Origin of the sequence: Amycolatopsis melonis (genome assembly GCF_040064235.1) — a bacterium.
Classification (GTDB): domain Bacteria; phylum Actinomycetota; class Actinomycetes; order Mycobacteriales; family Pseudonocardiaceae; genus Amycolatopsis; species Amycolatopsis melonis.
In genome coordinates this window covers 367,951-390,673 of record NZ_JBDZYD010000009.1, presented here as the reverse complement: position 1 = coordinate 390,673, position 22,723 = coordinate 367,951, and the positions used below count along the sequence as shown (strand labels likewise).

The 22,723-nt window shown below is 70.7% G+C and carries 23 protein-coding genes; 11 read left to right on the top strand and 12 right to left on the bottom strand.

Translation table 11 applies throughout. The annotated features are described in order from the left end of the window. Positions 1-210 precede the first annotated feature (210 nt). Complete coding sequence (locus ABJI51_RS25560) at positions 211-783, bottom strand: TetR/AcrR family transcriptional regulator (RefSeq protein WP_348953943.1); 573 nt, start codon at positions 781-783, stop codon at positions 211-213. A 19-nt stretch (positions 784-802) separates the two neighbouring features. Beyond that, complete coding sequence (locus tag ABJI51_RS25555; protein ID WP_348953942.1) at positions 803-1,171, bottom strand: SPW repeat protein; 369 nt, start codon at positions 1,169-1,171, stop codon at positions 803-805. A 206-nt stretch (positions 1,172-1,377) separates the two neighbouring features. Here ABJI51_RS25555 and ccrA point away from each other — a divergent pair, with 206 nt between their 5' ends. From ccrA to ABJI51_RS25530, 5 genes are all read left to right on the top strand, one after another. Then, a complete protein-coding gene (ccrA, locus tag ABJI51_RS25550; RefSeq protein WP_348953941.1) occupies positions 1,378-2,718 on the top strand; it encodes a crotonyl-CoA carboxylase/reductase in 1,341 nt (446 codons plus the stop codon). A 161-nt stretch (positions 2,719-2,879) separates the two neighbouring features. After that, entirely contained in the window at positions 2,880-4,088 is a 1,209-nt protein-coding gene (locus tag ABJI51_RS25545; RefSeq protein ID WP_348953983.1) for a chromosome segregation protein, read from the top strand. A 92-nt stretch (positions 4,089-4,180) separates the two neighbouring features. Beyond that, positions 4,181-4,633 (top strand): universal stress protein, encoded by a 453-nt coding sequence (locus ABJI51_RS25540; RefSeq protein ID WP_348953940.1) that lies wholly within the window; start codon positions 4,181-4,183, stop codon positions 4,631-4,633. A gap of 4 nt (positions 4,634-4,637) precedes the next feature. Continuing rightward, positions 4,638-5,768, top strand: coding sequence for an adenylate/guanylate cyclase domain-containing protein (locus ABJI51_RS25535; protein ID WP_348953939.1), 1,131 nt, complete (start codon positions 4,638-4,640; stop codon positions 5,766-5,768). A 140-nt stretch (positions 5,769-5,908) separates the two neighbouring features. After that, the gene (locus ABJI51_RS25530) at positions 5,909-7,606 is read left to right on the top strand and encodes a glycosyltransferase (protein ID WP_348953938.1); all 1,698 of its coding nucleotides are present in this window, start codon (positions 5,909-5,911) and stop codon (positions 7,604-7,606) included. Positions 7,607-7,628: 22 nt separating this feature from the next. Here the strand turns inward: ABJI51_RS25530 and paaE are convergent, their stop codons facing one another. The 6 genes from paaE to paaZ are packed head-to-tail and all read right to left on the bottom strand — an operon-like array spanning position 7,629 to position 13,327. Then, positions 7,629-8,681 carry a 1,2-phenylacetyl-CoA epoxidase subunit PaaE gene (gene paaE / locus ABJI51_RS25525; protein WP_348953937.1) on the bottom strand — a complete coding sequence of 351 codons (1,053 nt, stop codon included), beginning with the start codon at positions 8,679-8,681 and terminating at the stop codon, positions 7,629-7,631. Continuing rightward, a complete protein-coding gene (gene paaD, locus ABJI51_RS25520) occupies positions 8,682-9,170 on the bottom strand; it encodes a 1,2-phenylacetyl-CoA epoxidase subunit PaaD (protein ID WP_348953936.1) in 489 nt (162 codons plus the stop codon). It lies immediately after the preceding gene. Then, complete coding sequence (paaC, locus tag ABJI51_RS25515) at positions 9,164-10,021, bottom strand: 1,2-phenylacetyl-CoA epoxidase subunit PaaC (protein WP_348953935.1); 858 nt, start codon at positions 10,019-10,021, stop codon at positions 9,164-9,166. Before paaC ends, paaD begins: the two co-directional genes overlap by 7 nt. After that, complete coding sequence (gene paaB / locus ABJI51_RS25510; RefSeq protein WP_348953982.1) at positions 10,018-10,332, bottom strand: 1,2-phenylacetyl-CoA epoxidase subunit PaaB; 315 nt, start codon at positions 10,330-10,332, stop codon at positions 10,018-10,020. The genes paaC and paaB overlap by 4 nt, the downstream gene beginning before the upstream one ends. A gap of 38 nt (positions 10,333-10,370) precedes the next feature. Next, positions 10,371-11,303 (bottom strand): 1,2-phenylacetyl-CoA epoxidase subunit PaaA, encoded by a 933-nt coding sequence (gene paaA / locus ABJI51_RS25505; protein WP_348953934.1) that lies wholly within the window; start codon positions 11,301-11,303, stop codon positions 10,371-10,373. Continuing rightward, on the bottom strand, positions 11,300-13,327 hold the full coding sequence (gene paaZ / locus ABJI51_RS25500) for a phenylacetic acid degradation bifunctional protein PaaZ (protein ID WP_348953933.1): 2,028 nt from the start codon (positions 13,325-13,327) through the stop codon (positions 11,300-11,302). The genes paaA and paaZ overlap by 4 nt, the downstream gene beginning before the upstream one ends. Positions 13,328-13,492: 165 nt before the next feature. Here paaZ and paaI point away from each other — a divergent pair, with 165 nt between their 5' ends. The 3 genes from paaI to ABJI51_RS25485 are packed head-to-tail and all read left to right on the top strand — an operon-like array spanning position 13,493 to position 15,770. Further along, positions 13,493-13,909: a hydroxyphenylacetyl-CoA thioesterase PaaI gene (gene paaI / locus ABJI51_RS25495; protein WP_348953932.1), complete on the top strand. Its 417-nt coding sequence runs from the start codon at positions 13,493-13,495 to the stop codon at positions 13,907-13,909. Continuing rightward, a complete protein-coding gene (gene paaK, locus ABJI51_RS25490; protein ID WP_348953931.1) occupies positions 13,906-15,183 on the top strand; it encodes a phenylacetate--CoA ligase PaaK in 1,278 nt (425 codons plus the stop codon). Before paaI ends, paaK begins: the two co-directional genes overlap by 4 nt. After that, positions 15,180-15,770, top strand: coding sequence for a TetR/AcrR family transcriptional regulator (locus tag ABJI51_RS25485; protein ID WP_348953930.1), 591 nt, complete (start codon positions 15,180-15,182; stop codon positions 15,768-15,770). The genes paaK and ABJI51_RS25485 overlap by 4 nt, the downstream gene beginning before the upstream one ends. 48 nt (positions 15,771-15,818) lie before the next feature. Here ABJI51_RS25485 and ABJI51_RS25480 read toward each other — a convergent pair whose 3' ends face one another. Together ABJI51_RS25480 and ABJI51_RS25475 are read right to left on the bottom strand one after the other, a co-directional pair. After that, positions 15,819-16,202: a VOC family protein gene (locus tag ABJI51_RS25480; protein WP_348953929.1), complete on the bottom strand. Its 384-nt coding sequence runs from the start codon at positions 16,200-16,202 to the stop codon at positions 15,819-15,821. Positions 16,203-16,225: 23 nt separating this feature from the next. Continuing rightward, positions 16,226-16,537 carry a hypothetical protein gene (locus tag ABJI51_RS25475; protein ID WP_348953928.1) on the bottom strand — a complete coding sequence of 104 codons (312 nt, stop codon included), beginning with the start codon at positions 16,535-16,537 and terminating at the stop codon, positions 16,226-16,228. 191 nt (positions 16,538-16,728) lie between these two features. Here ABJI51_RS25475 and ABJI51_RS25470 point away from each other — a divergent pair, with 191 nt between their 5' ends. Next, entirely contained in the window at positions 16,729-17,400 is a 672-nt protein-coding gene (locus ABJI51_RS25470) for a TetR/AcrR family transcriptional regulator (RefSeq protein ID WP_348953927.1), read from the top strand. Here ABJI51_RS25470 and ABJI51_RS25465 read toward each other — a convergent pair. Further along, the gene (locus ABJI51_RS25465; RefSeq protein ID WP_348953926.1) at positions 17,321-18,376 is read right to left on the bottom strand and encodes an AraC family transcriptional regulator; all 1,056 of its coding nucleotides are present in this window, start codon (positions 18,374-18,376) and stop codon (positions 17,321-17,323) included. The two genes, ABJI51_RS25470 and ABJI51_RS25465, sit on opposite strands and share 80 nt — an antisense overlap. Before the next feature lie 79 nt (positions 18,377-18,455). Here ABJI51_RS25465 and ABJI51_RS25460 point away from each other — a divergent pair, with 79 nt between their 5' ends. Together ABJI51_RS25460 and ABJI51_RS25455 are read left to right on the top strand one after the other, a co-directional pair. Then, positions 18,456-19,553 carry a winged helix DNA-binding domain-containing protein gene (locus tag ABJI51_RS25460; RefSeq protein WP_348953925.1) on the top strand — a complete coding sequence of 366 codons (1,098 nt, stop codon included), beginning with the start codon at positions 18,456-18,458 and terminating at the stop codon, positions 19,551-19,553. An 86-nt stretch (positions 19,554-19,639) separates the two neighbouring features. Beyond that, positions 19,640-21,100, top strand: a complete 1,461-nt coding sequence (locus ABJI51_RS25455; protein ID WP_348953924.1) for a flavin-containing monooxygenase — start codon at positions 19,640-19,642, stop codon at positions 21,098-21,100. Between the two features lie 60 nt (positions 21,101-21,160). On the opposite strand, the gene ABJI51_RS25450 is transcribed toward ABJI51_RS25455, so the two are convergent. After that, positions 21,161-22,633: a chitinase gene (locus ABJI51_RS25450; protein WP_348953923.1), complete on the bottom strand. Its 1,473-nt coding sequence runs from the start codon at positions 22,631-22,633 to the stop codon at positions 21,161-21,163. Positions 22,634-22,723: the final 90 nt, after the last annotated feature.

Genomic DNA, 22,723 nt, shown 5'->3' with positions numbered 1-22,723 from the left:
TCATGGCGCCGAGGCCGTTGGCTTCCGCGAGGGTCGCGGCCGCGGTGCTTCCCAGGCGCCGAGGCTGTCGAGCGCCCGCAAGGTCGCGACCGTGGGTTGCCAGCGAGGGGTTGCGACCGGGGCGCCGGGCCGCCCGCGCAGTGTCGCGGCCACGAGGGTTCCCGTGACAGCCGCGGCACCGCGGGGCCCCGCGCAACGACGGCGAGCGAGCTAGGCCGGTGCCGTCTTGGATACCAGGGCGTCGGCTATGAACGTCAGCTCGCCGTCGAACTCGGCCGGGAGGTCGTCTTCCGAGTGGCGGGCCGTGGCGTGGCGGTGGCTTACCGCTCGGGCCAGCAGTCCTGATGCGCGCTCGACGTCGGCCGAGGGCAGGCCGCCGCCCGTTGCCGCCAAAATGACCGCTCGGACCTGGCGGACCAGGACCTGGAAGCGCTCGTGGAGGGCGTCGCGGACGACGTGGTGGGTGTCGGCCTCGCGCCACAGCAAATGGGAGAGGCCAAGGGATCGGCTGAATCGGTGGTCGAGTTCGCGGACCAGGCGCCGCAGGCTGCCCGCGAGGTCGCCGGGGACGACGACCACGGACGGCTCGATGCGTTCGTCGGGCAGGCGCTCGACGAGCGCGGTGAGCAGGTCCGACTTGTGGCGGAAATAGTAGTGCACCAGCCCCTTCGGCACCCCGGCCTGCTCGGCGATGCGAGAGGTCGGGGTGGCGTCGAAGCCGGACTCGGCGAAGAGCGCCTCGGCGGCGCAGAGAATGCGCTCCTTCGCCGAATCCTCGGTCATCCGGTGCCTCCTGGTCGTCTCAGTGCTGGCCTGCCGTGCGGTGCGCGGCGTTCGCGACCGGCATCGCTGCCGCGCCCGCGATGACCGTCAGCACCCCGGCGATCCAGGACGTCCAGGATGCGCCGTTGAACTCGGTGTACCCCATCACCCACGGCGCGATGAAGAGCAGCACGCCGAGCGCGATCTGGACGCCTTCGCCGTAGACCATGCCCGGCATCGCCAGCGAGACCAGCCCGTCGAGAGCGATCAGGACGCCCAGGACGACCATCGTCCACGCCGCGGTCGAGTCCGTGCTCAGCCAAAGGGGTGACAACGCGGCGACCACCCCGATGACGACCTCGGCCCAGTCGTGGGGCCGGGTCCATGCGCGCGTAGAGACTTCACTCATTCGTGCTCACCTCCGTCGGTGAATCTGCTGGTCGGGTGGGTGTACCCGATGCCGATGATCCGCTTGACTGGCCAGCCGGTCAAGACTGCTCCGTCACAGTTCGGGATGTAATCGTGCCGCTCGTCTCGTACAGTTGTGGTCGCGAGTTACCGGCGAGTAATTTCGGCCGCCAACGCCGTTGACCCCCAGCTTTCGCGGAGGAACCGATGACGCAGCTCGGCGAGATCCAGCAGGCCATCCTGACCGGGGAGCCGGCCGCGGTCGGCTCGTTGCCCGTGCCCGAGAGCTACCGCGGGGTGACCGTGCACGCCGACGAGGTCGGCATGTTCGAGGGCCTGGAGAGCCAGGACAAGGACCCGCGCAAGTCGCTGCACGTGGACGAGGTTCCGGTGCCCGCGCTGGGGCCGGGTGAGGCGCTGGTCGCGGTGATGGCCAGTGCCATCAACTACAACACCGTGTGGACGTCGATCTTCGAGCCGATCCCGACGTTCAAGTTCCTGAAGAAGTACGGGAAGCTCTCGCCGCTGGCCAAGCGGCACGACCTGCCCTACCACGTCGTCGGCTCGGACCTGTCCGGTGTCGTGCTGCGCACCGGTGCCGGGGTGCACAACTGGAAGCCCGGCGACGAGGTCGTCGCGCACTGCCTGAACGTCGAACTCGAAGGCCCGGACGGGCACAACGACACGATGCTCGACACCGAGCAGCGGATCTGGGGCTTCGAGACGAACTTCGGCGGCCTGGCCGAGATCGCGCTGGTCAAGGCCAACCAGCTGATGCCGAAGCCGGATCACCTGACCTGGGAGGAAGCCGCCTCCCCCGGCCTGGTCAACTCGACGGCCTACCGTCAGCTGGTCTCGCGCAACGGCGCGGACATGAAGCAGGGTGACGTCGTCCTGATCTGGGGCGCTTCGGGCGGCCTCGGCTCGTATGCGACGCAGTACGCGCTCAACGGCGGCGCCATCCCGGTGTGCGTGGTCTCCAGCCCGGAGAAGGCGGCGATCTGCCGGAAGCTGGGCGCCGAGCTGATCATCGACCGCAGTGCCGAGGGCTACAAATTCTGGAAGTCCGAGACCGAACAGGACCCGAAGGAGTGGCAGCGGTTCGGCGCGAAGATCCGGGAGCTGACCGGCGGCGAGGACCCGGACATCGTGTTCGAGCACCCGGGCCGGGAGACGTTCGGCGCGTCGGTCTACGCCGCGCGCAAGGGCGGCACGATCGTCACGTGCGCGTCGACCTCGGGGTATCTGCACCAGTACGACAACCGCTACCTGTGGATGAACCTCAAGCGGATCATCGGCTCGCACTTCGCGAACTACCGCGAGTCGTGGGAGGCGAACCGGCTGATCGCCAAGGGGCTGATCCACCCCACGCTGTCCAAGACCTACCCGCTGGAAGAGACCGGGCAGGCCGCCCTCGACGTGCACCGCAACGCCCACCAGGGCAAGGTCGGCGTGCTCGCGCTCGCTCCCGAAGAAGGCCTCGGCGTCCGGGACGAAGAGAAGCGCGCCAAGCACCTCGACGCGATCAACGCCTTCCGCGGCGCCTGAACGGGGAACGACGCCGGGAGCGCGACGGCTCCCGGCGTCGGAAACCGGCGGAAACCCGCGGGAATCCGCCACTTCCCGGCGCACCGGCACGGGTGCTCACCCTTCCGTGACCCGGTTGCGACTACGGTAGGGCCATGAGCCTTGGCGATGAACGGGAGCTTGTGCCGCTGGGAGCCGGCTTCGACGTGGCGAAGCGCGGGTACAGCCGAGCGCAGGTCGACGAGCACCTCGAACGGCTGGACGCCGATCTCAAGATGCTCACCGCGGATCGGGACGCCGCCATCGCGCAGGCGGGCGACCTGGCCCGGCAGCTGGAGATCGCCCGCGGGGAGATCGCGGACCTGCGCGGGCAGGTCGACCGGCTGGCCCAGCCGCCGACGAGCGTGGAAGGCCTGTCCGAACGGCTGCAGCGGATGCTGCGGCTGGCCCAGGACGAGGCCGCCGACACGCGCGCCCGCGCCGAAGCCGAGGCCGGGCACATCCGGGCCAAGGCCGAGACCGACGCCAGTGCCATGCGGGCCCGCTACGAGCAGCTGCTCACCGAGCTGGACCTGCGGCGCAAGGAAATGGAAGCCGAGCACCGCAAGGTCCTCGAGGACGCCCGCGCGCAGGCCAAGAAGATCACCGACGAGGCCGAGGCCGAACGCAAGCGGCTGGACACCGAGTCCCAGGAGCGCCGCACGAAGGTCGAAGAGGACTTCGAGATCGCCATGGCCTCGCGCCGCGCCGAGGCGATGCGGGTCCTGGCCGAGCAGGAGGCCGCGAGCAAGGCCGAAGCCGCGCGCCGTGTCCAGGAGGCCACCCAGGACGCCGCGGACATCCGCGCGAAGGTCCTCGAAGAGGAGAAGGCCGCGAAGGCCGACATCGACCGGCGTCAGCGCGAGTCGGTCGCGGAGGCGAACAAGCGCCGTCAGGACTCGATCACCGAGGCCAACGCGCGGCTGGCCGAAGCCGCCGACGAGGCGCGGCGCCGTGTGACGGTGGCGACCGAGGAGTCGAACCGGCGGATCACCCAGGCGAACGAGCGGGTCGACGCGCTGCGCAAGGTACGCGGCGGGCTGGCCGAGCAGGTCCGGGCGGCGCGGGCGGTGCTGGCCGAGGCCCACACCGTCCTCGGCGACGACGTGAAGGTGCCCGCGGACATCAAGGCCGACCTGGCCGGGGACGCCGGCGGCAAGCCGGAACCGGCCGCCAAGCCCGGCAAGCCCGACGCCGGGGACGAGACGGAGAAGACGGTCCGGGTGCCCGACGTCGAGGAGACGATCCGGATCCGCGCCGCCGACGTGCCGAAGCCGAAGCCCGGGGCCAAGCCCGCCGCGCCGAAGCCGGCTCCGCGCCCGAGCGGAGCGCAGAAAGCGACTGGCGAGTAACCTTCCACCCGACACGGGCGCGGACGAGCCTGCGTGGTCGGTACCGACCGGCTATCGTCCCTGCTCACGCGGGATCACCTGGAGGTTTGCGCATGGGTGCGGCATATCGGACCGTGGTGGTGGGCACGGACGGCTCGGAGTCGTCGTTCGCGGCGGTGGACCGCGCGGCGGCGGTGGCAGGCGACGCGGGCGCCACGCTCGTCATCGCGTGTGCGTACTACCCGGCCAGCAAGTCCGACGTCGACAAGGCCCAGGACGTCCTCGGCGAAGAGGCGTACCAGGTCGTCGGCTCGGCGCCGGCCGAAGACACCCTGCAGTCGGCGCGGGACCGCGCGGCCCGCGCGGGTGCCGAGAAGATCGACACGATCGCCGTGAAGGGTGACCCGGTCGACTCGCTGCGCAAGGTGGTGCGCGAGCGCGAAGCCGACCTGCTGGTGGTCGGCAACCGCGGGCTCAACACGATCGCCGGCCGCATCCTCGGCTCGGTGCCGTCCGAGGTGGCCCGCAAGTCGGGTGTGGACGTGCTGATCGTCCACACGACCTGACCCGGTGACCGATTCGGGCGAGCAGCTTCAGCAACGGCTCGAGCGCGTCCTGCTCGGCGGCAGGCGGAAGTACACCCGGCTCGAGGTGGCCGAGAAGGCCGGTGTCCCCGAGGACCGGTCACGGCGGCTGTGGCGTGCCCTCGGCTTCGCGACCGTCGGCGACGACGAGGTCGTGTTCACCGACGCCGACGTCGAGGCCATGCGGACCGCGGACCAGCTCGTGCAGTCCGGCCTGGTCGATCCGGGCGTCGAGGTGTCGGTGACGCGCGCGCTCGGCCAGCACCTGTCACGGCTGGCCGAATGGCAGGTCGACATGCTCTGGGAGCTGATTGAGGCCCAGCCGGAGCTGGGCCGCAGCGAGCGGCAGATCGCCCGGTTCGTCGAACGCCTGCTGCCGGAGCTGGAGCAGGTGCAGAACTTCGTCTGGCGGCGGCACCTGGCGGCCTACGCGGGCCGGGCGTTCGCGGCGGACGAGCACCTGGAGACGCGGACCGAGGTCGTCGGCTTCGTCGACATGGTGGGCTACACGCGGCTGACGCGGCAGATCGACGAGGATGAGCTCAGCCGGGTGCTCGACGCGTTCGAGACGCTCGCCACCGAGGTGATCGCCGAGCACCACGGCCGGGTGGTGAAGATGATCGGCGACGAGGTCCTGTTCGTGGCGGACTCGCCGGTCGACGCGGCGGAGATCGCGCTCGCGCTGACCGAGCGCACCTCGGCGGACGATTCCCTGCCCGCGGTGCGGGCGGGCATGGCATCGGGCCGGATCCTGAGCCGGTTCGGCGACGTGTACGGCTCGGTGGTCAACCTGGCCGCCCGCCTGACGTCGGTGGCGCGCCCTGGCACGATCCTCATCGACCGCGAGCTGGCGGCGGAACTGGCGGACGAGGAGAAGTACGAGATCCGCCTGCGGCGGCCGGTGACGGTCCGCGGCTACAACCGCCTCCGCCCGGCGGCGCTGCGACGGGCTCCCGAGGCGCCGACGGGCATGTTCGCGAGTTCGCAGCAGCTGGCCGCGGAGATGCTGGGCCTGGCGGATCCGGCCGCCCGCGAGGAACCCGCCACGCCGCCCGAGGAGCAGGTGACGGAGTCCCCGGAGCCGAGGCCGCGCCGCCGGCGACGCCGCATCCTCTGACCCAGCCATCCGATACTCGCGGCGGATCCTCAACTTTGACAAACAGGCGGAGGCGCCATCTCGAAAATGACTGCCGACCGAGCCGAAACTGCCATGCGAGTCGATTCCGATACCATGTTGCGCCTGAGTAGGGCGGTGACGTGACCAAAGTCTTCATCTCGTATGCACACACGTCGGTCGAGCACCGGTCAGCGGTGCGGGACCTTTGGGTCTTGCTGCGCAGCAGGGGCATCGACGTGGCTGCCGACTGGTGGGGGCCTGAGCACGTACGCCGCGACTGGGCAACGTGGGCGACAAAACAGCTCACCGACGCCGACTTCGTGCTGGTGGTTGTGTCGCCGGAATACAAACAGCTGGCCACACAGTCGAGCGACATCGGTCTCTCGGCCGAAGCACAGTTCATCCGTGACGAGCTGGTCACATCCAGAGTGTCGTCTCCCAGCCTGGCCTCGGTCGTACTGCCCGGCCATTCGGTCAGCGAGGTACCAGACTTCCTCAGCGCGTCAGGCACCCCGGTTCAGGTTCTGGAGGATCTGACCCATCGTGGGGTGCGCAGACTGGTGCACTGGATCCAGGCGCGAACGCAGGATACGCGCGGTGAGACTCGACCCGAGACCATCGCGCCGCCGGAACCTGAACCGAGGGAGGTTCCGCGACGACCTGCGGTGCTCGTCCTGGCCACCGAATGGTCGTCAGCGCGCGGCGGCTTGAGCACGCTCAACCGCCAATTGTGCTGCGCTCTGGCCGCACGGCAGGCGGACGTCGTTTGCCTGGTGCTCGCTGCCGGCGGGGACGATTATCGAGATGCCGCTGCGAACGGTGTCGCCCTCCGCGTCGCCGCCCGGCCGCCCGGAGGCTCGGACGACACGGCCCTCAGCAACCCTGCCGCACTCCCCACGGGATTCCGGCCCGACTACATCATCGGCCACAGCCGGGTGACTGGCCCCGCCGCCTTCCATATCGCGGCACATTTCCCCGAGGCGAAGCGCCTCCACTTCATCCACATGGCCCCCGACGAGATCGAGTGGTTCAAGCCTGGCCGCGAAGACGACGCCGGTCAGCGAAGCGAAGAACGCCACCAGATCGAACTCGACCTCGCTCGCACAGCGCACGCCACGATCGCCATCGGGTTGCGGCTGTACAACCGCTACCTTCGCGATCTGTCGCCGAACGAGCAGGTGCTGGTCCACAACCTGGTCCCCGGTTTCGATATCGCCGAGTACACGTGCGCAGCTCCACCACCCGGTGCGCCGTGGAAGATCCTCGTCGCAGGACGGCTCGAAGACACCGATCTCAAGGGACTCGACATCGCGGCGCGGGCGGTCGGACGGATCGCACGGAACCGCCCACCGACTGTCCCACGTGTCGAACTGGTCGTCCGCGGCGCACCGCCCGGAGAAGCAGAACAGCTGCGCAAGCAGATACTCGAATGGTCCGAACTGCCCTCCTTGGATGTCGTGGTGCGTCCGTATGCAACCGGCCAGGACACCATGACCGCCGACTTGAAGACCTCGACACTGGTGCTGATGCCTTCCCGGCGAGAAGGCTTCGGCCTGATCGGCCTCGAAGCCGCTGCCGCAGGCGTACCGGTTCTGATCAGCGGCTCAAGCGGGCTCGGAGAACAGCTGCTGGCTGTCTTGAACCCCGAGGACTACGCTCGCGTCGTCATCCCGGTGACCGGCGACACGGAAGCCGACGCCGATGACTGGCACCGGCAAATCCACGCCGTCCTCTACGACCGCGATGCCGCGTTTGGCAGGGCGGCACGCGTGCGTGAGCAGTTGATCGCCAGCTACACCTGGGCGAAGGCGGTCACCGATCTGCTCGCCTCGATCTGAGACATGCACCGACCGGCCCGGCTCACGCGTCGAAGTCGACCGTCAGCTTCTCCGACACCGGGTACGACTGGCACGTCAGCACGAAGCCCGCTTCCACCTCCGCCTGCTCCAGGGCGAAGTTGCGGCGCAGGTCGACCTTGCCGTCGGTCACCCGGGCGCGGCAGGTGCCGCACACCCCGCCCTTGCAGGCGAACGGCAGGTCCGGGCGGAACTTCTGGGCACCGTCCAGGACCGACGACGAACGCGGCAGGGTCATCGGGGTCGAACGGCCGTCCAGGACCAGCGTCACCTCTGAGGACTCGCCCAGGACCGCCGGGTCCTCGTGGGTGACCGGCGCCGGCGGCGTGTCGACGTAGAACAGCTCCTGGTGGACCCTCTCCGACGGCACGCCCAGCGACAGGAGCAGTTCGCGGGCTCCCGTGACCATCTCGAACGGCCCGCACAGCCACCAGTGGTCCACCGAGGACACCGGCACCAGGGTCGAGAACAGCGCGCGCAGCTTCGGGACGTCGAGGCGGCCGGTGAACAGCTCCGCCTCGCGGGGCTCGCGGGACAGGACGTGGATCAGCTCCAGCCGCGAGGGTGCCCGGTCCTTCAGGTCGGCCAGCTCGTCGGCGAACATCACCGTGTCCGTGCGGCGGTTGCCGTACAGCACCGTCACCGTCGCCGTCGAGAACCGCAGCAGTGACGCCACGATCGACAGCACCGGGGTGATGCCCGAGCCCGCCGCGATCAGGACGTGGTGGCCGCCCGCCGTCAGGTCCGGGGTGAACGACCCCGAGGGCGGCGCGACCTCGATCGTGTCGCCCGGGCGGACCTCGTTGACCAGCCAGGACGAGAAGAACCCGTCCGGCACCAGGCGGACGCCGACGCGGGGCCGGGCGCCCGCCGGGGCGCAGATCGAGTAGGACCGGCGCTCGTCACGCCCGTCGACCGTGCGCCGCAGCGTCAGCGACTGGCCCGGCTTGAAGTCGAACTCGGACGCCAGCGGGGAAGGCACGTCGAAGGTCACCGCGACCGCGTCCTCGCACAGCCGCTCGACCTCCGCCACCTTCAGCTCGTGGAACCGCGCCACTCAAATCTCCTTGACGTGCTCGAACGGCTCCAGGCATGCCCGGCAGCGCCACAGCGCCTTGCATGCCGTCGCCCCGAACCGGGACTGCTCTTCGGTGTCGGCGGACCCGCACACCGGGCACCGCACGGCCGGCACCGGCGGCGACAACGTCAGCGGGATCGGGCCGGACCGCCGCGGTGCCGCGCCGGGCGGGGCGATCCCGGCCTCGGCCAGCTTCCGGCGCCCCGACTCCGAAATCCAGTCCGACGTCCACGCCGGCGCCAGCTGGGTCCGGATCTCGACGTCGGTGTAGCCCGCCGCCCGCAGTGCGTGCTCCAGGTCGTCGCGCATGGTGTCCATGGCCGGGCAGCCGGTGTAGGTCGGCGTGATCGCGACGACGACGCGTCCGTCCGATTCGGACACCGAGCGCAGCACGCCGAGGTCCGCCAGCGTCAGCATCGGCAGTTCCGGGTCGGTGACCGTGGCCGCGACGGCTTCCGCGGTCACCATTGCGCGTCCGGCATCGCCCGGGCGACGCTCTGCAGCTCCGCCAGCACGTAGCCCAGCTGCTCGGTGTGGACGCCGTCGCGGCCGGTCCGGCCCGAGACGCCGGCCAGCTCGCCTGCCGCGGGAACCGTAAGGGTCGCGGCGGTCAACGCCTGGTCCACGACCGCGTCGAACTCCGGCCGCAGGGTGGCCGCGTCGACGAACTCCACCGGGTGCGTCCGGAACAGCTCGCCCACGTACGGCCACACCGCGTCCAGGCCCTCCTGCATGCGCGCGTGCGACAGCGGCGTGCCGTCGCCGAGGCGGACCAGCCACTGCGCCGCGTAGTCGCGGTGGTAGGTCACCTCCTTGACGCCCTTGTCCGCGATGGCCGCCAGGACCGGGTCGGGCGAGGTCACCAGCCGCTGCAGCAGCGCCAGCCGCCACGTGGAGAACACGAACAGCCGCGCGATCAGGTGCCCGAAGTGCCCGCCGCCCAGCTCCGCGAGCCGGACGTTGCGGAACTCGTGCTCGGCGCGGAAGAAGGCGTAGGAGTCTTCCGAACGCCCGGACCCGTCGGCCTTCCCGGCGCGGGCCAGCAGCAGGCGGGCCTGGCCGAGCAGGTCGAGGGCGATGTTCGCGATCGCGACCTCGTCCTCCAGCTCGGGGGCGTTGGTGCACCACTGCTGGAGCCGGTGGGAGAAGACCAGCGCGTCGTCGCCCAGCATCAGGCAGTACGCGGCCAGCCGGTCACCGTCCATTCCGGACGGTACGGAGGTGTCCACCCCGGACAGCGGGTCCTCGAAGCCGGTGCCGAACGCCCAGCGGGCGTCGTTCTCCTCGGTCAGCGACTCGTAGACGTTGTCGAAACTCATATGTGCGGCACCTCCTCGGGGATGTCGTAGAACGTCGGGTGCCGGTAGACCTTGTCGCCGCTGGGCGCGAAGAACGGGTCCTTCTCGTCCGGCGAGGACGCCGTGATGGCCGAGGCGCGGACGACCCAGATCGACACGCCTTCGTTGCGGCGCGTGTAGAGGTCCCGCGCGTGGTGCAGGGCCATCTGGTCGTCGGCGGCGTGCAGCGATCCGACGTGCACGTGGTTGAGCCCGCGCTTGCCGCGGACGAACACCTCGTACAGCGGCCAGTCGTGCTTGACCGGCCCCGGCTCGGCGGGGACGCCCTCCAGCGGGACGGCGCCGTGGCCGCCTTCGGCAGTCAGCTCGCTCACTGGCGCTCCTTCTTCGCAGCGTGCGCGACGGCGGCTTCCCGCACCCACGCGCCGTCTTCGTGCGCGCGGCGCCGGTGGGCGATCCGCTGCGCGTTGCACGGGCCGTTGCCCTTGAGCACGTTCTTGAACTCGTCCCAGTCCACCGCGCCGAAGTCGTAGTGGCCCCGCGCCGGGTTCCACTTCAGCTCCGGGTCCGGGAAGGTGACGCCGAGTGCTTCGGCCTGCGGCACCGACATGTCCACGAACCGCTGCCGCAGCTCGTCGTTGGTGTGCCGCTTGATCTTCCACGCCATCGACTGCGCGGTGTTCGGCGAATCGGCGTCCGGCGGGCCGAACATCATCAGCGACGGCCACCACCAGCGGTTCACGGCCTCCTGGACCATTTCACGCTGTTGCGAAGTGCCCTTCATCATCGTCATCAGCAGCTCGTAGCCCTGCCGCTGGTGGAAGGACTCCTCCTTGCAGATCCGGATCATCGCCCGCGCGTACGGCCCGTACGACGACCGGCACAGCGGCACCTGGTTGCAGATCGCCGCGCCGTCGACCAGCCAGCCGATCACGCCGACGTCGGCGAAGGTCAGCGTCGGGTAGTTGAAGATCGACGAGTACTTCTGCCTGCCGGTGATGAGCTTGTCGGTCAGGTCCGCGCGGTCGGCGCCCAGCGTCGCCGCCGCGGAGTACAGGTAGAGCCCGTGGCCGGCCTCGTCCTGCACCTTGGCCAGCAGGATCGCCTTGCGCCGCAGCGACGGCGCCCGCGTGATCCAGTTGCCCTCGGGCTGCATGCCGATGATCTCCGAGTGCGCGTGCTGCGCGATCTGCCGGATCATCGTCTTGCGGTACCCCTCGGGCACCCAGTCGCGCGGCTCGATCCGCTGGTCACGCGCGATCGTCGCCTCGAAGTGCTCTTCCAGCGATGCCACCGCGGTCACGGCTGCTCCTTCGACACCAGCGTCAGGACGTCGTACTTGGCCACCGACTCGCCCTGGGCGTTGGTGACGTCGGCGTCCCAGCGGACCTCGCCGTAGTCCTGGTCGATCCGCGGGGTGATCTGCTTCGCCGTCAGCGTCACCGTGAGCGCGTCGCCGACCTTGACCGGGGTGAGGAACCGCAGGTTCTCCAGGCCGTAGTTGGCCAGCACCGGGCCCGGCTCGGGCGAGACGAACAACCCGGCCGCGAAGGACACGACCAGGTAGCCGTGCGCGACGATCCCGCCGAACAGCGGGTTCGCGGCGGCCGCCTCGGGGTCGGTGTGGGCGTAGAACGTGTCGCCGGTGAACTCGGCGAAGTGGTCGATGTCGGCCTGCGTGACCGTGCGCGGCCCGGCCACCACCGAGTCCCCGATCTTCAGCTCGGCCAGCGACTTGCGGAACGGGTGGACGCCTTCGGCGCGCGGCGCGCCGGCGACCCAGCGGCCGGTGACCGCGCTCAGCACCGCGGGCGAACCCTGGACGGCCGTGCGCTGCATGTGGTGCAGCACGCCGCGGACGCCGCCCATCTCCTCGCCGCCGCCCGCCCGGCCCGGGCCGCCGTGCACCAGCTGCGGCATCGGCGAGCCGTGACCGGTGGACTCCTTCGCGTCGTCGGCGTCCAGGACCAGCAGGCGGCCGTGGAACGGCGCCGCACCCAGGACGACCTCGCGGACGAACTCCCGGTCCGCCGACACCACCGACCCGGCCAGGCTGCCGCCACCACGCGCGGCGAAGTCGACGACCTGCTCGGTGGAGGTGTACGGCATCAGCGTCGACACCGGGCCGAACGCCTCGACCTCGTGCGGCTCGGAGCGTTCGGGGTCGGCCTTGAGCAGCACCGGCGAGATGAAGGCGCCGCGCTCGGCATCGGCGTCCACGACCTCGACGCGCTCGGGGTCGCCGAACACGACGCTCCCGGCGTCCAGCAGCGCCTTCAGCGACCGCCGGACCTCCTCGCGCTGCTCCAGGCTCGCCAGCGCGCCCATCCGGACGCCCTCGGACGCCGGATTGCCGATGGTGACCTTCGCCAGCCGCTCCGACGCCGCCTGCGCGACGTCGTCCAGCAGCTCGACGGGGACGAACGCGCGGCGGATGGCGGTGCACTTCTGGCCCGCCTTGACCGTCATCTCGGTGACCAGCTGCTTGACGAAGAGGTCGAACTCCGTCGTCCCGGGCCGCGCGTCCGGGCCGAGGATCGAGCAGTTCAGCGAGTCGGCCTCGGCGTTGAAGCGGACGGCGTTGCGGACGATGACCGGGTGCGCGCGCAGCTTCTGCGCCGTCGACGCCGAGCCGGTGAAGGACACCAGGTCCTGCGCGGTGACGTGGTCGAGCAGGTCACCGGCGCTGCCCGCGACGAACTGCAGCGAGCCCTCCGGCAGGATGCCCGACCCGATGATCAGCTCGACCAGCCGCGCGGTCAGGTAGGCGGTCTGGCTCGCGGGCTTGACCAGGCTCGGCACGCCGGCGAGGAACGCGGGCGCGAACTTCTCCAGCGGCCCCCACACCGGGAAGTTGAACGCGTTGATCTGGACGGCGACGCCCCGCAACGGCGTCGCGATGTGCTGCGCGACGAAGGTGCCCCCGCGGCTCAGCGGCTCGACGTTGCCCTCGACGTAGACGGTGTCGTTCGGCAGCTCGCGCTTGCCCTTCGAGGCGTAGCTGAACAGGACGCCGATGCCGCCGTCGACGTCGAACTTCGAGTCGCCCAGCGTCGCGCCGGTCCTGGCGGAGAGGGCGTACAGCTCCTCGCGGTGCTCGCGCAGGTGCGAGGCCAGGGCCTTGAGCAGGGCCGCACGCTGGTGGAACGTCAGCTCGCGCAGCGCCGGGCCGCCCACGCGGCGGCCGTACTCCAGCGCGGCCGCGAAGTCGACGCCCCGCGACGAGATCCGGGCGACCTCCTCGCCCGTGGCCGCGTCGTGCAGCGGGACGCCCTCGTCCGCCGCCGTGTGCCACCCGCCCGAGACGTAGCTGCGCAGCAATGCCATCAGGTCCGACCTCTCCCGCCGAATTACCTACCGGACGTTCAGTTAATCGCATGGTAACCGCTGCCGCCGAAGATCGGAAGGCCGCGCGCTTGACACCGGCCCGGCCCGTGCCTTTACTGAGCGGCACCGCGAGGTGACCGTCCATTCGGTCAGGACGGAGGATGGATGACCAACGCCGCGCACACCATGTTCGCCGCCGACGAGGCGTCGCGTGCGCTGGGCATCGAACTGGTCGAAGCGAGCGGCGGCCGGGCCGTCGCGACCATGACGATCACGCGCGCGATGGTCAACGGCCACGACATCGCCCACGGCGGGTACGTCTTCCTGCTCGCCGACACCGCGTTCGCCTGCGCCTGCAACACCCACGGCCCGGTCACCGTGGCCGCGGGCGCGGAGATCTCCTTCGTCGCGGCCGGACGGCTCGGCGACCGCCTCGTCGCCACGGCCACCGAGCGCACCCGCTACGGCCGCAACGGCATCTACGACGTCACCGTGCACCGGGAGACCCCCGGCGGGCCCGAGGTCGTCGCCGAATTCCGCGGCCGCAGCCGCGTCCTCTCCGCGAAACGGGACCAGGCATGATCGAAACGGACATCGGCGCGGACGAGCTGGCCGCGCTGCAGCTGGACCGTCTGCAGTGGACACTCCGGCACGCCTACGCGAACGTGCCCGCCTACCGGAAGAAGTTCGACGCGGCGGGTGTCCACCCCGACGACTGCCGGGAACTGGCCGACCTGGCGAAGTTCCCGTTCACCACCAAGCAGGACCTGCGCGAGAACTACCCGTTCGGCATGTTCGCCGTGCCGCAGGAGCAGGTCCGCCGCGTCCACGCCTCCAGCGGCACCACCGGCAAGGCCACCGTCGTCGGGTACACCCAGCAGGACCTGGACACGTGGGCGTCGGTGATGGCGCGGTCGATCCACGCGGCGGGCGGGCGGCCGGGGCACAAGGTGCACGTCGCCTACGGCTACGGCCTGTTCACCGGCGGGCTCGGCGCGCACTACGGTGCCGAAAAGCTGGGCTGCACCGTGATCCCGGCCTCCGGCGGGATGACCGCGCGGCAGGTGCAGCTGATCACCGACTTCCGGCCCGAGATCATCATGGTCACCCCGTCGTACCTGCTGACCCTGCTCGACGAATTCGAACGCCAGGGCGTCGACCCGCGGTCGAGTTCGCTCAAGGTGGGCATCTTCGGCGCCGAGCCGTGGACCGAGCAGATGCGCGCGGAGATCGAGGAGCGGTTCGCGCTCGACGCCGTCGACATCTACGGGCTGTCGGAGGTGATGGGCCCCGGCGTCGCGCAGGAGTGCGTCGAGACCAAGGACGGCCTGCACATCTGGGAGGACCACTTCTACCCCGAGGTGATCGACCCGTACTCCGAGGAGGTGCTGGGCGGCGGCGAGACCGGCGAGCTGGTGTTCACGTCGCTGACCAAGCAGGCACTGCCGATCATCCGCTACCGCACGCGCGACCTGACGGCGCTCTCGCCGGGCACCGCGCGGCCGGCGTTCCGGCGGATGGCCAAGGTCACCGGCCGCACCGACGACCTCATCATCCTGCGCGGGGTCAACGTCTTCCCCACGCAGATCGAGGAGATCGTGCTGCGCACGGCCGGGCTGAGCCCGCACTTCCAGCTCGTCCGGTCCACGCGCGGGCGGCTGGACCACCTGACCGTCCGGGTCGAAGCGCGCCAGGACGCTTCCGCCGCGGACCGCGAGCAGGCCGCCGCTTCGCTGGTTTCGCAGGTGAAGGACGGCGTCGGGGTGAGTGTCGAGGTGGACGTCGTCGACCCGGACACCCTGGAGCGGTCGATGGGCAAGATGCGGCGGATCGTGGACCAGCGGGAGAAGCCGTGACCACACCCCGCCGCGGGCGCCCCGGCTACGACCTGGAATCACTGCTGATGGTGGCGGTGAAGCTGTTCAACGAGCGCGGCTACGACGGCACGAGCATGGAGGACCTCTCCCGCAAGCTCGGCATCACGAAGTCGGCGATCTACCACCACGTGCCCAGCAAGGAGGAACTGCTGCGGCTGGCGGTCGACCGGGCACTGGACGGCCTGTTCGAGGTGGCGTCGGAGACCGCGCAGCTGGACGGCCGCGCGATCGACCGGCTGGAGCACCTGGTGCGCGGCAGCGTGCTGGTGCTCGCCGACCGCCTGCCGTTCGTGACGCTGCTGCTGCGCGTCCGCGGCAACACGAAGGTGGAGCGGGCGGCACTGGCCCGGCGGCGCGAGTTCGACCGCCTGGTGACGGACCTGGTGAAGCAGGCCGAAGCCGAGGGCGACATCCGCCCCGACGTCGACCCGGCGGTGACCGCGCGCCTGCTCTTCGGCATGGTGAACTCGCTGATCGAGTGGTACCGCCCCCGGCGCGGCTCGGCGGCCGAGGTCGCGGACGCGGTCTGCAAGGTGGCCTTCGAAGGCCTGCGCACCGGCTCGTGAGTGGTAATTGGGGTTAGAACGCGAATTACCACTCACGAGGCGGTGCGGTCAGTCGAGGCAGAACTCGTTGCCCTCGACGTCCTGCATCACGATGCACGACTCGTTCTCTTCGTCGGCGAGCAGCACCTGCACCTGAGTTGCGCCCAGCGCGATCAGCCGGTCCGACTCTGCTTGAAGCGCGGCGAGGCGCTCCTCCCCTGCCAGCCCGGTGCCGACGCGCACGTCGAGGTGGACGCGGTTCTTGACGACCTTGCCTTCGGGCACGCGCTGGAAGTACAGCCGCGGCCCCGCTCCCGTCGGGTCACTGGCCGCCGCCGACGGGTCGTCGTCCTTCGCCTCCGTCACATAGCCCAGTACCTCGCACCAGAAGCGCGCGACCCGGCCGGGTTGCGCACAGTCGAACGTGATCTGAACCTGCCTGACCGTCCCCATGGGCCCCACCCTAGGCGACGCCGTCACTCCTCGGCGATCTGCGGGGGCCGTCCCGCCTGCCACAGCAGGGCCTCGCGCAGCTGCTCGATGAGCCGCTCGTCGTCCGCTTCGGACGGATCGACACCCAGCGGGATCCAGCGCTCGGAGATCTTCTCGCCCCGGTCGTAGCTGGTGATCACGATGCCGGAGTAGGACAGGGACGCCTCGTCCGCGCAGTCGCCGTCGGGCAGCGGCTCGTCGGCTTCGAAGCCTTCGTCGAAACTGACGTGGCGATGCTGCAGGCGGACGCTCACCCAACGGCCGGACGGCCGGCTCGGCGCGCCTTCGTCGTTCATCCTGCTCCTGCACGGTCGCGGGTCCCTGCCGTCTCGTCGCATCCGGGCCGCGGGAAGTTACCGGCGGGTTGTTCCGGTTGCGTAACGACAAAGGTTGACGCGAAACACCCCTTGCCCGCCACCGGAGCCACTCTTTGACGCAGAGTCAACTACTTGTTGACACCGCGGCACCGCCCCGCGAGGCTGAGCGCATGACCAGTGGGACCCGGCCGCGGCGCCGCCGGCTCGAACCGGCCGAACGGCGCGCGGAGATCCTCGCCGCCGCCCGGCACCTGTTCGGTGCCGGCAGCTACGCCTCGGTGTCCACTTCGGACATCGCGGAGGCGGCAGGGGTGGCACGGCCGCTGATCAACCACTACTTCGGCGGCAAGCGCGAGCTGTACCTGGAAGTGGTGCGGCAAATGATGATCGTGCCCGCGCCGGTCACCGAAGCCCTGCCGGACACCACGATGGAGCAGCGGCTGGCCATCGGCGTCGAACGCTGGATCGAGGTCGTGGACCGCAACCGCGACGCGTGGCTGACCGTGATCGGGCCGGAGGCGGCCGGGCGCGACCCGGAGATCGAGCGGATCATGCTGGAGGCCGACGAGATCGCCGCCGACCGCGTCCTGGAAGCCGCGCTGATGACCGACGTCGCCGAGGGCCGCGAGGAGCTACGCGCGATGATCCGGTCGTTCGGCGGGATGCTGCGGGCGGCGTCGCGCGAATGGCTGATCCGCGGCACGCTCGACCGCGCGGCCCTGCGCACGTTCCTCACCGACTCGATCCTCAACCTGCTGAAGCTCACCTACCCGGCGGTGCTTGCCGAGCGGCGCGGAAACGGCGGGCGAACGCCGCCGGCGTCATCCCGGTCCAGCGCTTGAACGCGTAGATGAAGCTCGACGCCTCGGCGTACCCGAGGCGGCAGGCGACGTCCTCGACCGACAGCACGCCGGTGTCGAGCAGCTCCTCGGCCAGCGTCTGGCGGACCTCGTCGACCAGCGCGCGGTAGCTCGTGCCGGCTTCGGTCAGCCGTCGGCGCAGCGTGCGGGTGCTGAGCGTGAGCTGGCGGGCGATCTCGTCCATCCCGGCGTCGACGCCGCCGAGCCGCACCAGCCGTTCCCGCACCTGCTGCGAGATCCCCGAGCGCTGCCGCCGCCGCGCGACGAGTGCTTCGCACTGCGCGGCACACAACGCGACGGTCTGCTCGTTGGCCTGCGGCAGCGGCCGGGTCAGCAGCGCGGGGTCGAGCGTCGCGCGGCAGGCGCCGGCACCGAACCGCGGCACGACGCCGAACGCGGCCCGGTACGGCTCCGTGGCGGCCGCCTCGTGCCGGAAGGCCAGGTCCGTCAGGGCGATCTCCGGCAGCAGGTCGCGCATCACCGTGAAGATCGCGGCCAGATCGCGCAGGACGAGGAACCGGGCGACGTCGGCGGGCACGCGGCGGTCGTCGAGCTCCAGCGTCAGGCGGTCGCCTTCGAGCGTGACGTGCGGGATGCAGAAGGCGAAGCTGAGGTCGAAGTAGCGCAGGGCGAACAGCATCGCGTCCCGCAGCGTCGGGCTGCTGATGCAGGCGAACCCGAAGATGCCGAAGGTGGTGACGCGGTAGCGGCACCCGAGTTCCAGCGCCGTCGCGTCCGAGCCGTCCAGCCCGGCCAGCGCACGGACGACGGCCAGCTCCTCGCGCGCGTCGACCTGCACGGCGGGGTCCGCCAGCAGGTCCGCGGACACCGTCGTCGCGGCGAGCAGCCGGTCCGCGGGCAGGCCGCGCTCGGCGGCGAACCGGGTCATCAGCTCGATGCTCGCGGTGCCGCGGGGGAAGTCCCAGTCCCCGACGGCGGGGGCGGCGAGCTCGGCCATGGCCGGAAGTATGGATCACGGCCCGGTCGCGGGCAATCGAGGACCGGAACTGTCCGGGGTGATCGTTAGGGTGACGGCTGTGGAGACCTTGAGCCTGCGCGCCCTCAACCGGGCGACCCTGGAGCGCCAGCTGCTGCTGCGCCGCGCGAAGATGTCCGCCCTCGACGCGGTGGAGCACCTGGCCGGGCTGCAGGCACAGGCGCCGTTCCCGCCGTACTACGCGCTGTGGGCGCGGCTGGAGGGATTCCGCCAGGCCGAGCTGGCCGGCCTGCTGGAGAGCAGGCAGGTGGTGCGGATCGCGCTGATGCGCGGCACGGTCCACCTGGTGACGGCGGCGGACGCGCTCGCGTGGCGGCCGGTGGTGCAGGTGCTTTACGACCGGGACATCAAGACGAACAACCAGCACGCCCGCGAGCTGGCCGGGCTGGACCACGAGGCGATCACCGCGGCGGCACGCGAGCTGCTGGCCCGGTCGCCGCTGTCGAGCACGGCGCTGGGTGCAGAGCTGGCCCGCAGCTGGCCGGACGTCCCGGCGGCGTCGCTGACCCACCTGGCCCGCGGCCGGCTGCCGCTGGTACAGGTCCCGCCGCGGGCGATCTGGGGCAAGGCGGGCCAGACGACGTACGCGTGCCTGGAGGAGTGGGTGGGCGCGCCGCTCTCGCCGCCTTCGCCCGCTTCGCTGATTGCGCGGTACCTGCGGGCGTTCGGCCCGGCGTCGGTGGCGGACGTGCAGGCGTGGGCGGGCATCACGCGGCTGGGCGAAGTGGCGGCGGAGATGGAGCTGCGCCGCTACCGCGGCCCGGACGGGCGCGAACTGCTGGACCTGCCGGAGCTGACCATCCCGGACGAGGACGTCCCGGCTCCGCCGCGGTTGATGGGGCCGTTCGACCAGACGATCCTGTCGTACGCCGACCGCACGAGGGTGATTTCCGACGACTACCGCAAGCGGGTGATCTCGCCCAACGGCCTGGCGAAGGGAACGCTGCTGACCGGCGGATTCGTGCGGGGCACCTGGGAGATCAAGACGGCGAAGAAGGCCGCGGCGGTGGAGCTGGCGCCGTTCGAGAAGCTGCCGAAGAAGGACCTGGCGGCGCTGGAGAAGGCCGCGGGAGAGCTGCTGACCTGGGCGGCGCCGGACGCGGAGACGCGGGAGGTCCGGGTACTGCCCGCGGCCTGACCCGGTACCCCGATTGGCCGGAATTCTCGATCGAGTGACCGCTCGTGCCCTGTTGTCACAGGGCACCGGTGGGTAGCTTCCGAAGCATGAGTGGTTCGGCGAAGGGCCCGTCGGTGCTGATCGCCGGCTCCGGGTTCGGCGGCATCGGGACGGCCATCGAGCTGAAGCGGGCCGGATTCACCGGCTTCACCATCCTGGAGAGCGCCGGCGAACCCGGCGGCGTCTGGCGGGACAACACCTATCCCGGGGCCGCCTGCGACATCCCGTCGCCGCTCTACTCCTTCTCCTTCGAGCCGAACCCGCGGTGGCCCAAGCGGTTCTCCCACCAGCCCGACATCCTCGCCTACCTGCGCGGGGTCATCGCCAAGTACGGGCTGGAACCGCACATCCGGTACCACGCCGAGGTCACCGGCGCCGCCTTCGACGAGGCACGCGGGCTGTGGCGCGTCGAAACGAAAGCCGGGGACACCTACGAGGCCACCGTCTTCGTCTCCGCCGTCGGGCAGCTGTCGCGGCCCGTGCTGCCCGACATCCCCGGACGCGACACCTTCGGCGGCGACGCCTTCCACTCCGCGCGGTGGGACCACGATGTCGAGCTGGACGGCAAGCGCGTCGCCGTCGTCGGGACCGGGGCCAGTGCCGTGCAGTTCGTGCCGGAGCTGCGGAAACGGGCGCGGCACGTCACCGTCTTCCAGCGGACGCCGCCGTACGTCCTGGCGAAGTCCGATCCGAGCTACCGGAAGTGGCAGCACTGGCTGTTCGAGCACCTGCCCGCCACCCAGCTGCTCGGACGGCTGCGGATCTTCCTGCTCGCCGAGTACGCCACCTACGCCATGACGCGCCATCCCGTGCTGGCGAAGATGTTCGAGCTGCGGACCGCCCAGCTGCGCCGCCGCCACATCAAGGATCCGCGGCTGCGCGCGAAGCTCACCCCGGACTATCCACTGGGCTGCAAGCGGATCCTGTTCACCAACGACTACCTGCCCGCGCTGGCGCAGCCGAACGTCGACGTCGAAACCCGGCGGATCGCCGCGATCACCGGCACGGGCCTGCGGCTGGCGGACGGGACCGAGATCGGCGCCGACGTCATCGTCTACGGCACCGGGTTCGCCGCGACCGACTTCCTCGGCGGGATCGACGTCCGCGGCCTCGGCGGCCGGTCGCTGCGCGACGCCTGGGCCGGCGGCGCGCGGGCGTACCTGGGCATCACCGTGCCCGGGTTCCCGAACCTGTTCTGCGTCTACGGCCCCAACACCAACCTCGGCGCCGGCTCGATCATCTACATGATCGAGCGCCAGGCCCGCTACATCCGGCAGGCGGTGGAACGGCTCGCGCGGCCGGGAGTGTCCTATCTGGACGTCCGGCCGGAGGTCGAGGAGGCGTACGACCGGGAGGTGCAGCGGCGGCTGGGCCGCAGCGTGTGGAGCGCCTGCACGAGCTGGTACCGCCAGGCCGACGGCCGGGTGACGACCAACTGGCCGGGCCTGGTCACCGAGTACGACCGCCGGACCCGCTGGCTCGATCCCGCGGACTTCCGGGTGGCGTGACGGACTCCGGGAAGGGCCCTCCCGGACCGCGCCGCCGGGAGGGCTTCCTTCAGCGCACGGTCACGGCAGGCCCGCGAGCCCGGCCGACACCGTGTTGGCGAACGCGTACCCCTGCGACGCGTCCCAGTTGATCGACCACGTCATCGCCCCGCGGATCGACGGGTAGGTCGCCGCCGGCTTGAACGAGCCGCACGACGTCCCGCGGGCCAGGCAGTTCAGCGCCGACACCGTGTTCGACGGCGCCTGGTAGCCGCCGCCCGCCGCCTGGGGGCTCGCCGGGAGGCCGAGGCCGACCTGGTCCGCGCGCAGGCCGCCCTGCAGCTGGATGCACGCCAGCGCCGTCAGGAAGTCGACGGTGCCCTGCGAATAGACGTTGCCGTTGCAGCCGTTCATCGACCCCGAGTTGTAGTACTGCATGTTGACGATCGTCAGGATGTCCTTGATGTTGAGCGCCAGCTGGAAGTAGCCGCCCGCCGTGGACTGCATGTCGATCGTCTGCGGCGCCATCGTGATGACCTTGCCGCCGCCGTTGTAGATGCTCCGCAGCGCCTGGCCCATGTACGTGGCGTTGATGCCGTTCTCCAGGTCGATGTCGACGCCGTCGAAGCCGTAGTTCGCGATCAGCGCCTTCACGCTGTTGGCGAAGTTGGTGGCCGACGTCGGGTCGCCGACGCTGATCGTGCCGTTCTGGCCGCCGACGGAGATGATCACCTTCTGGCCGCGGGCCTGCACCGTCTTGACGTCGGCCTTGAACTGCGCGTCCGTGTAGCCCCCGAGCTGGGCCGACAACCCGGAGTCGAGCGTGAAGCTCACCGCGCCCGGCGTGCCGGTGGCGTCCGCGAACGACACCGCGATGATGTTGTACTTCGTCGGCACGTCCGCCAGCTTCAGCGCCTTCGCGCCGTTGTAGAAGTTCTGCCAGTAACCGGTCAGGACGTGCTTGGGCAGGTCACCCTGGGTCGGCGGCGGCGTGGTGGTCGTCGTCGGCGGGGTGGTCGTGGTCGTGCCGGGCGGGGTCGTCGGCACGGTCGTCGTCGGCGGCGGGGTGCCCGGGCCGTCGAGGCTGACGTCGTCGGCGTAGTACACCGGCTGGCCGTACCAGCCGTGCAGGTACACCGTCAGTGACGTGCTCGACCCGGTCGTGAAGCTCAGCGACAACTGCGTGTAGCCGCTCGCGCCCGGGGTCCACGTGCTGGCGCTCGCGGACCCGGAAACGCCGAGGTAGACGTAGCTGCCCTGGACCCAGGCCGACAGCTGGTAGGCGGTGTTCGGCGAGACGGCCAGCGTCTGCGAGCACTGCGCGTTGTCCGACGACGACGGCGTCGCGCTCAGGGCGCGGCTGCCGCTGTGCACCGGCGTGCTCACCGCGGCGGACGTGCCGGTGCACGTCCAGCCCGTGGTGCCGGCCTCGAAACCGGGGTTGGCCAGGATGTTCGCCGCCGAGGCGGAGCCGGCGAGCACGAACGTCACGCCGAGACCCAGCGCGACCACGGACAGTAAGGAAAGCAGAGCGAGACGGACCTTGGGGACCACGGGCGACCTCCACGACACTGGTGAGGCAGGTCACCACAAAATGGACTAGACCAATCTGGTTGTCAAGGAGCCCCATCCGAAAGTCGGGGT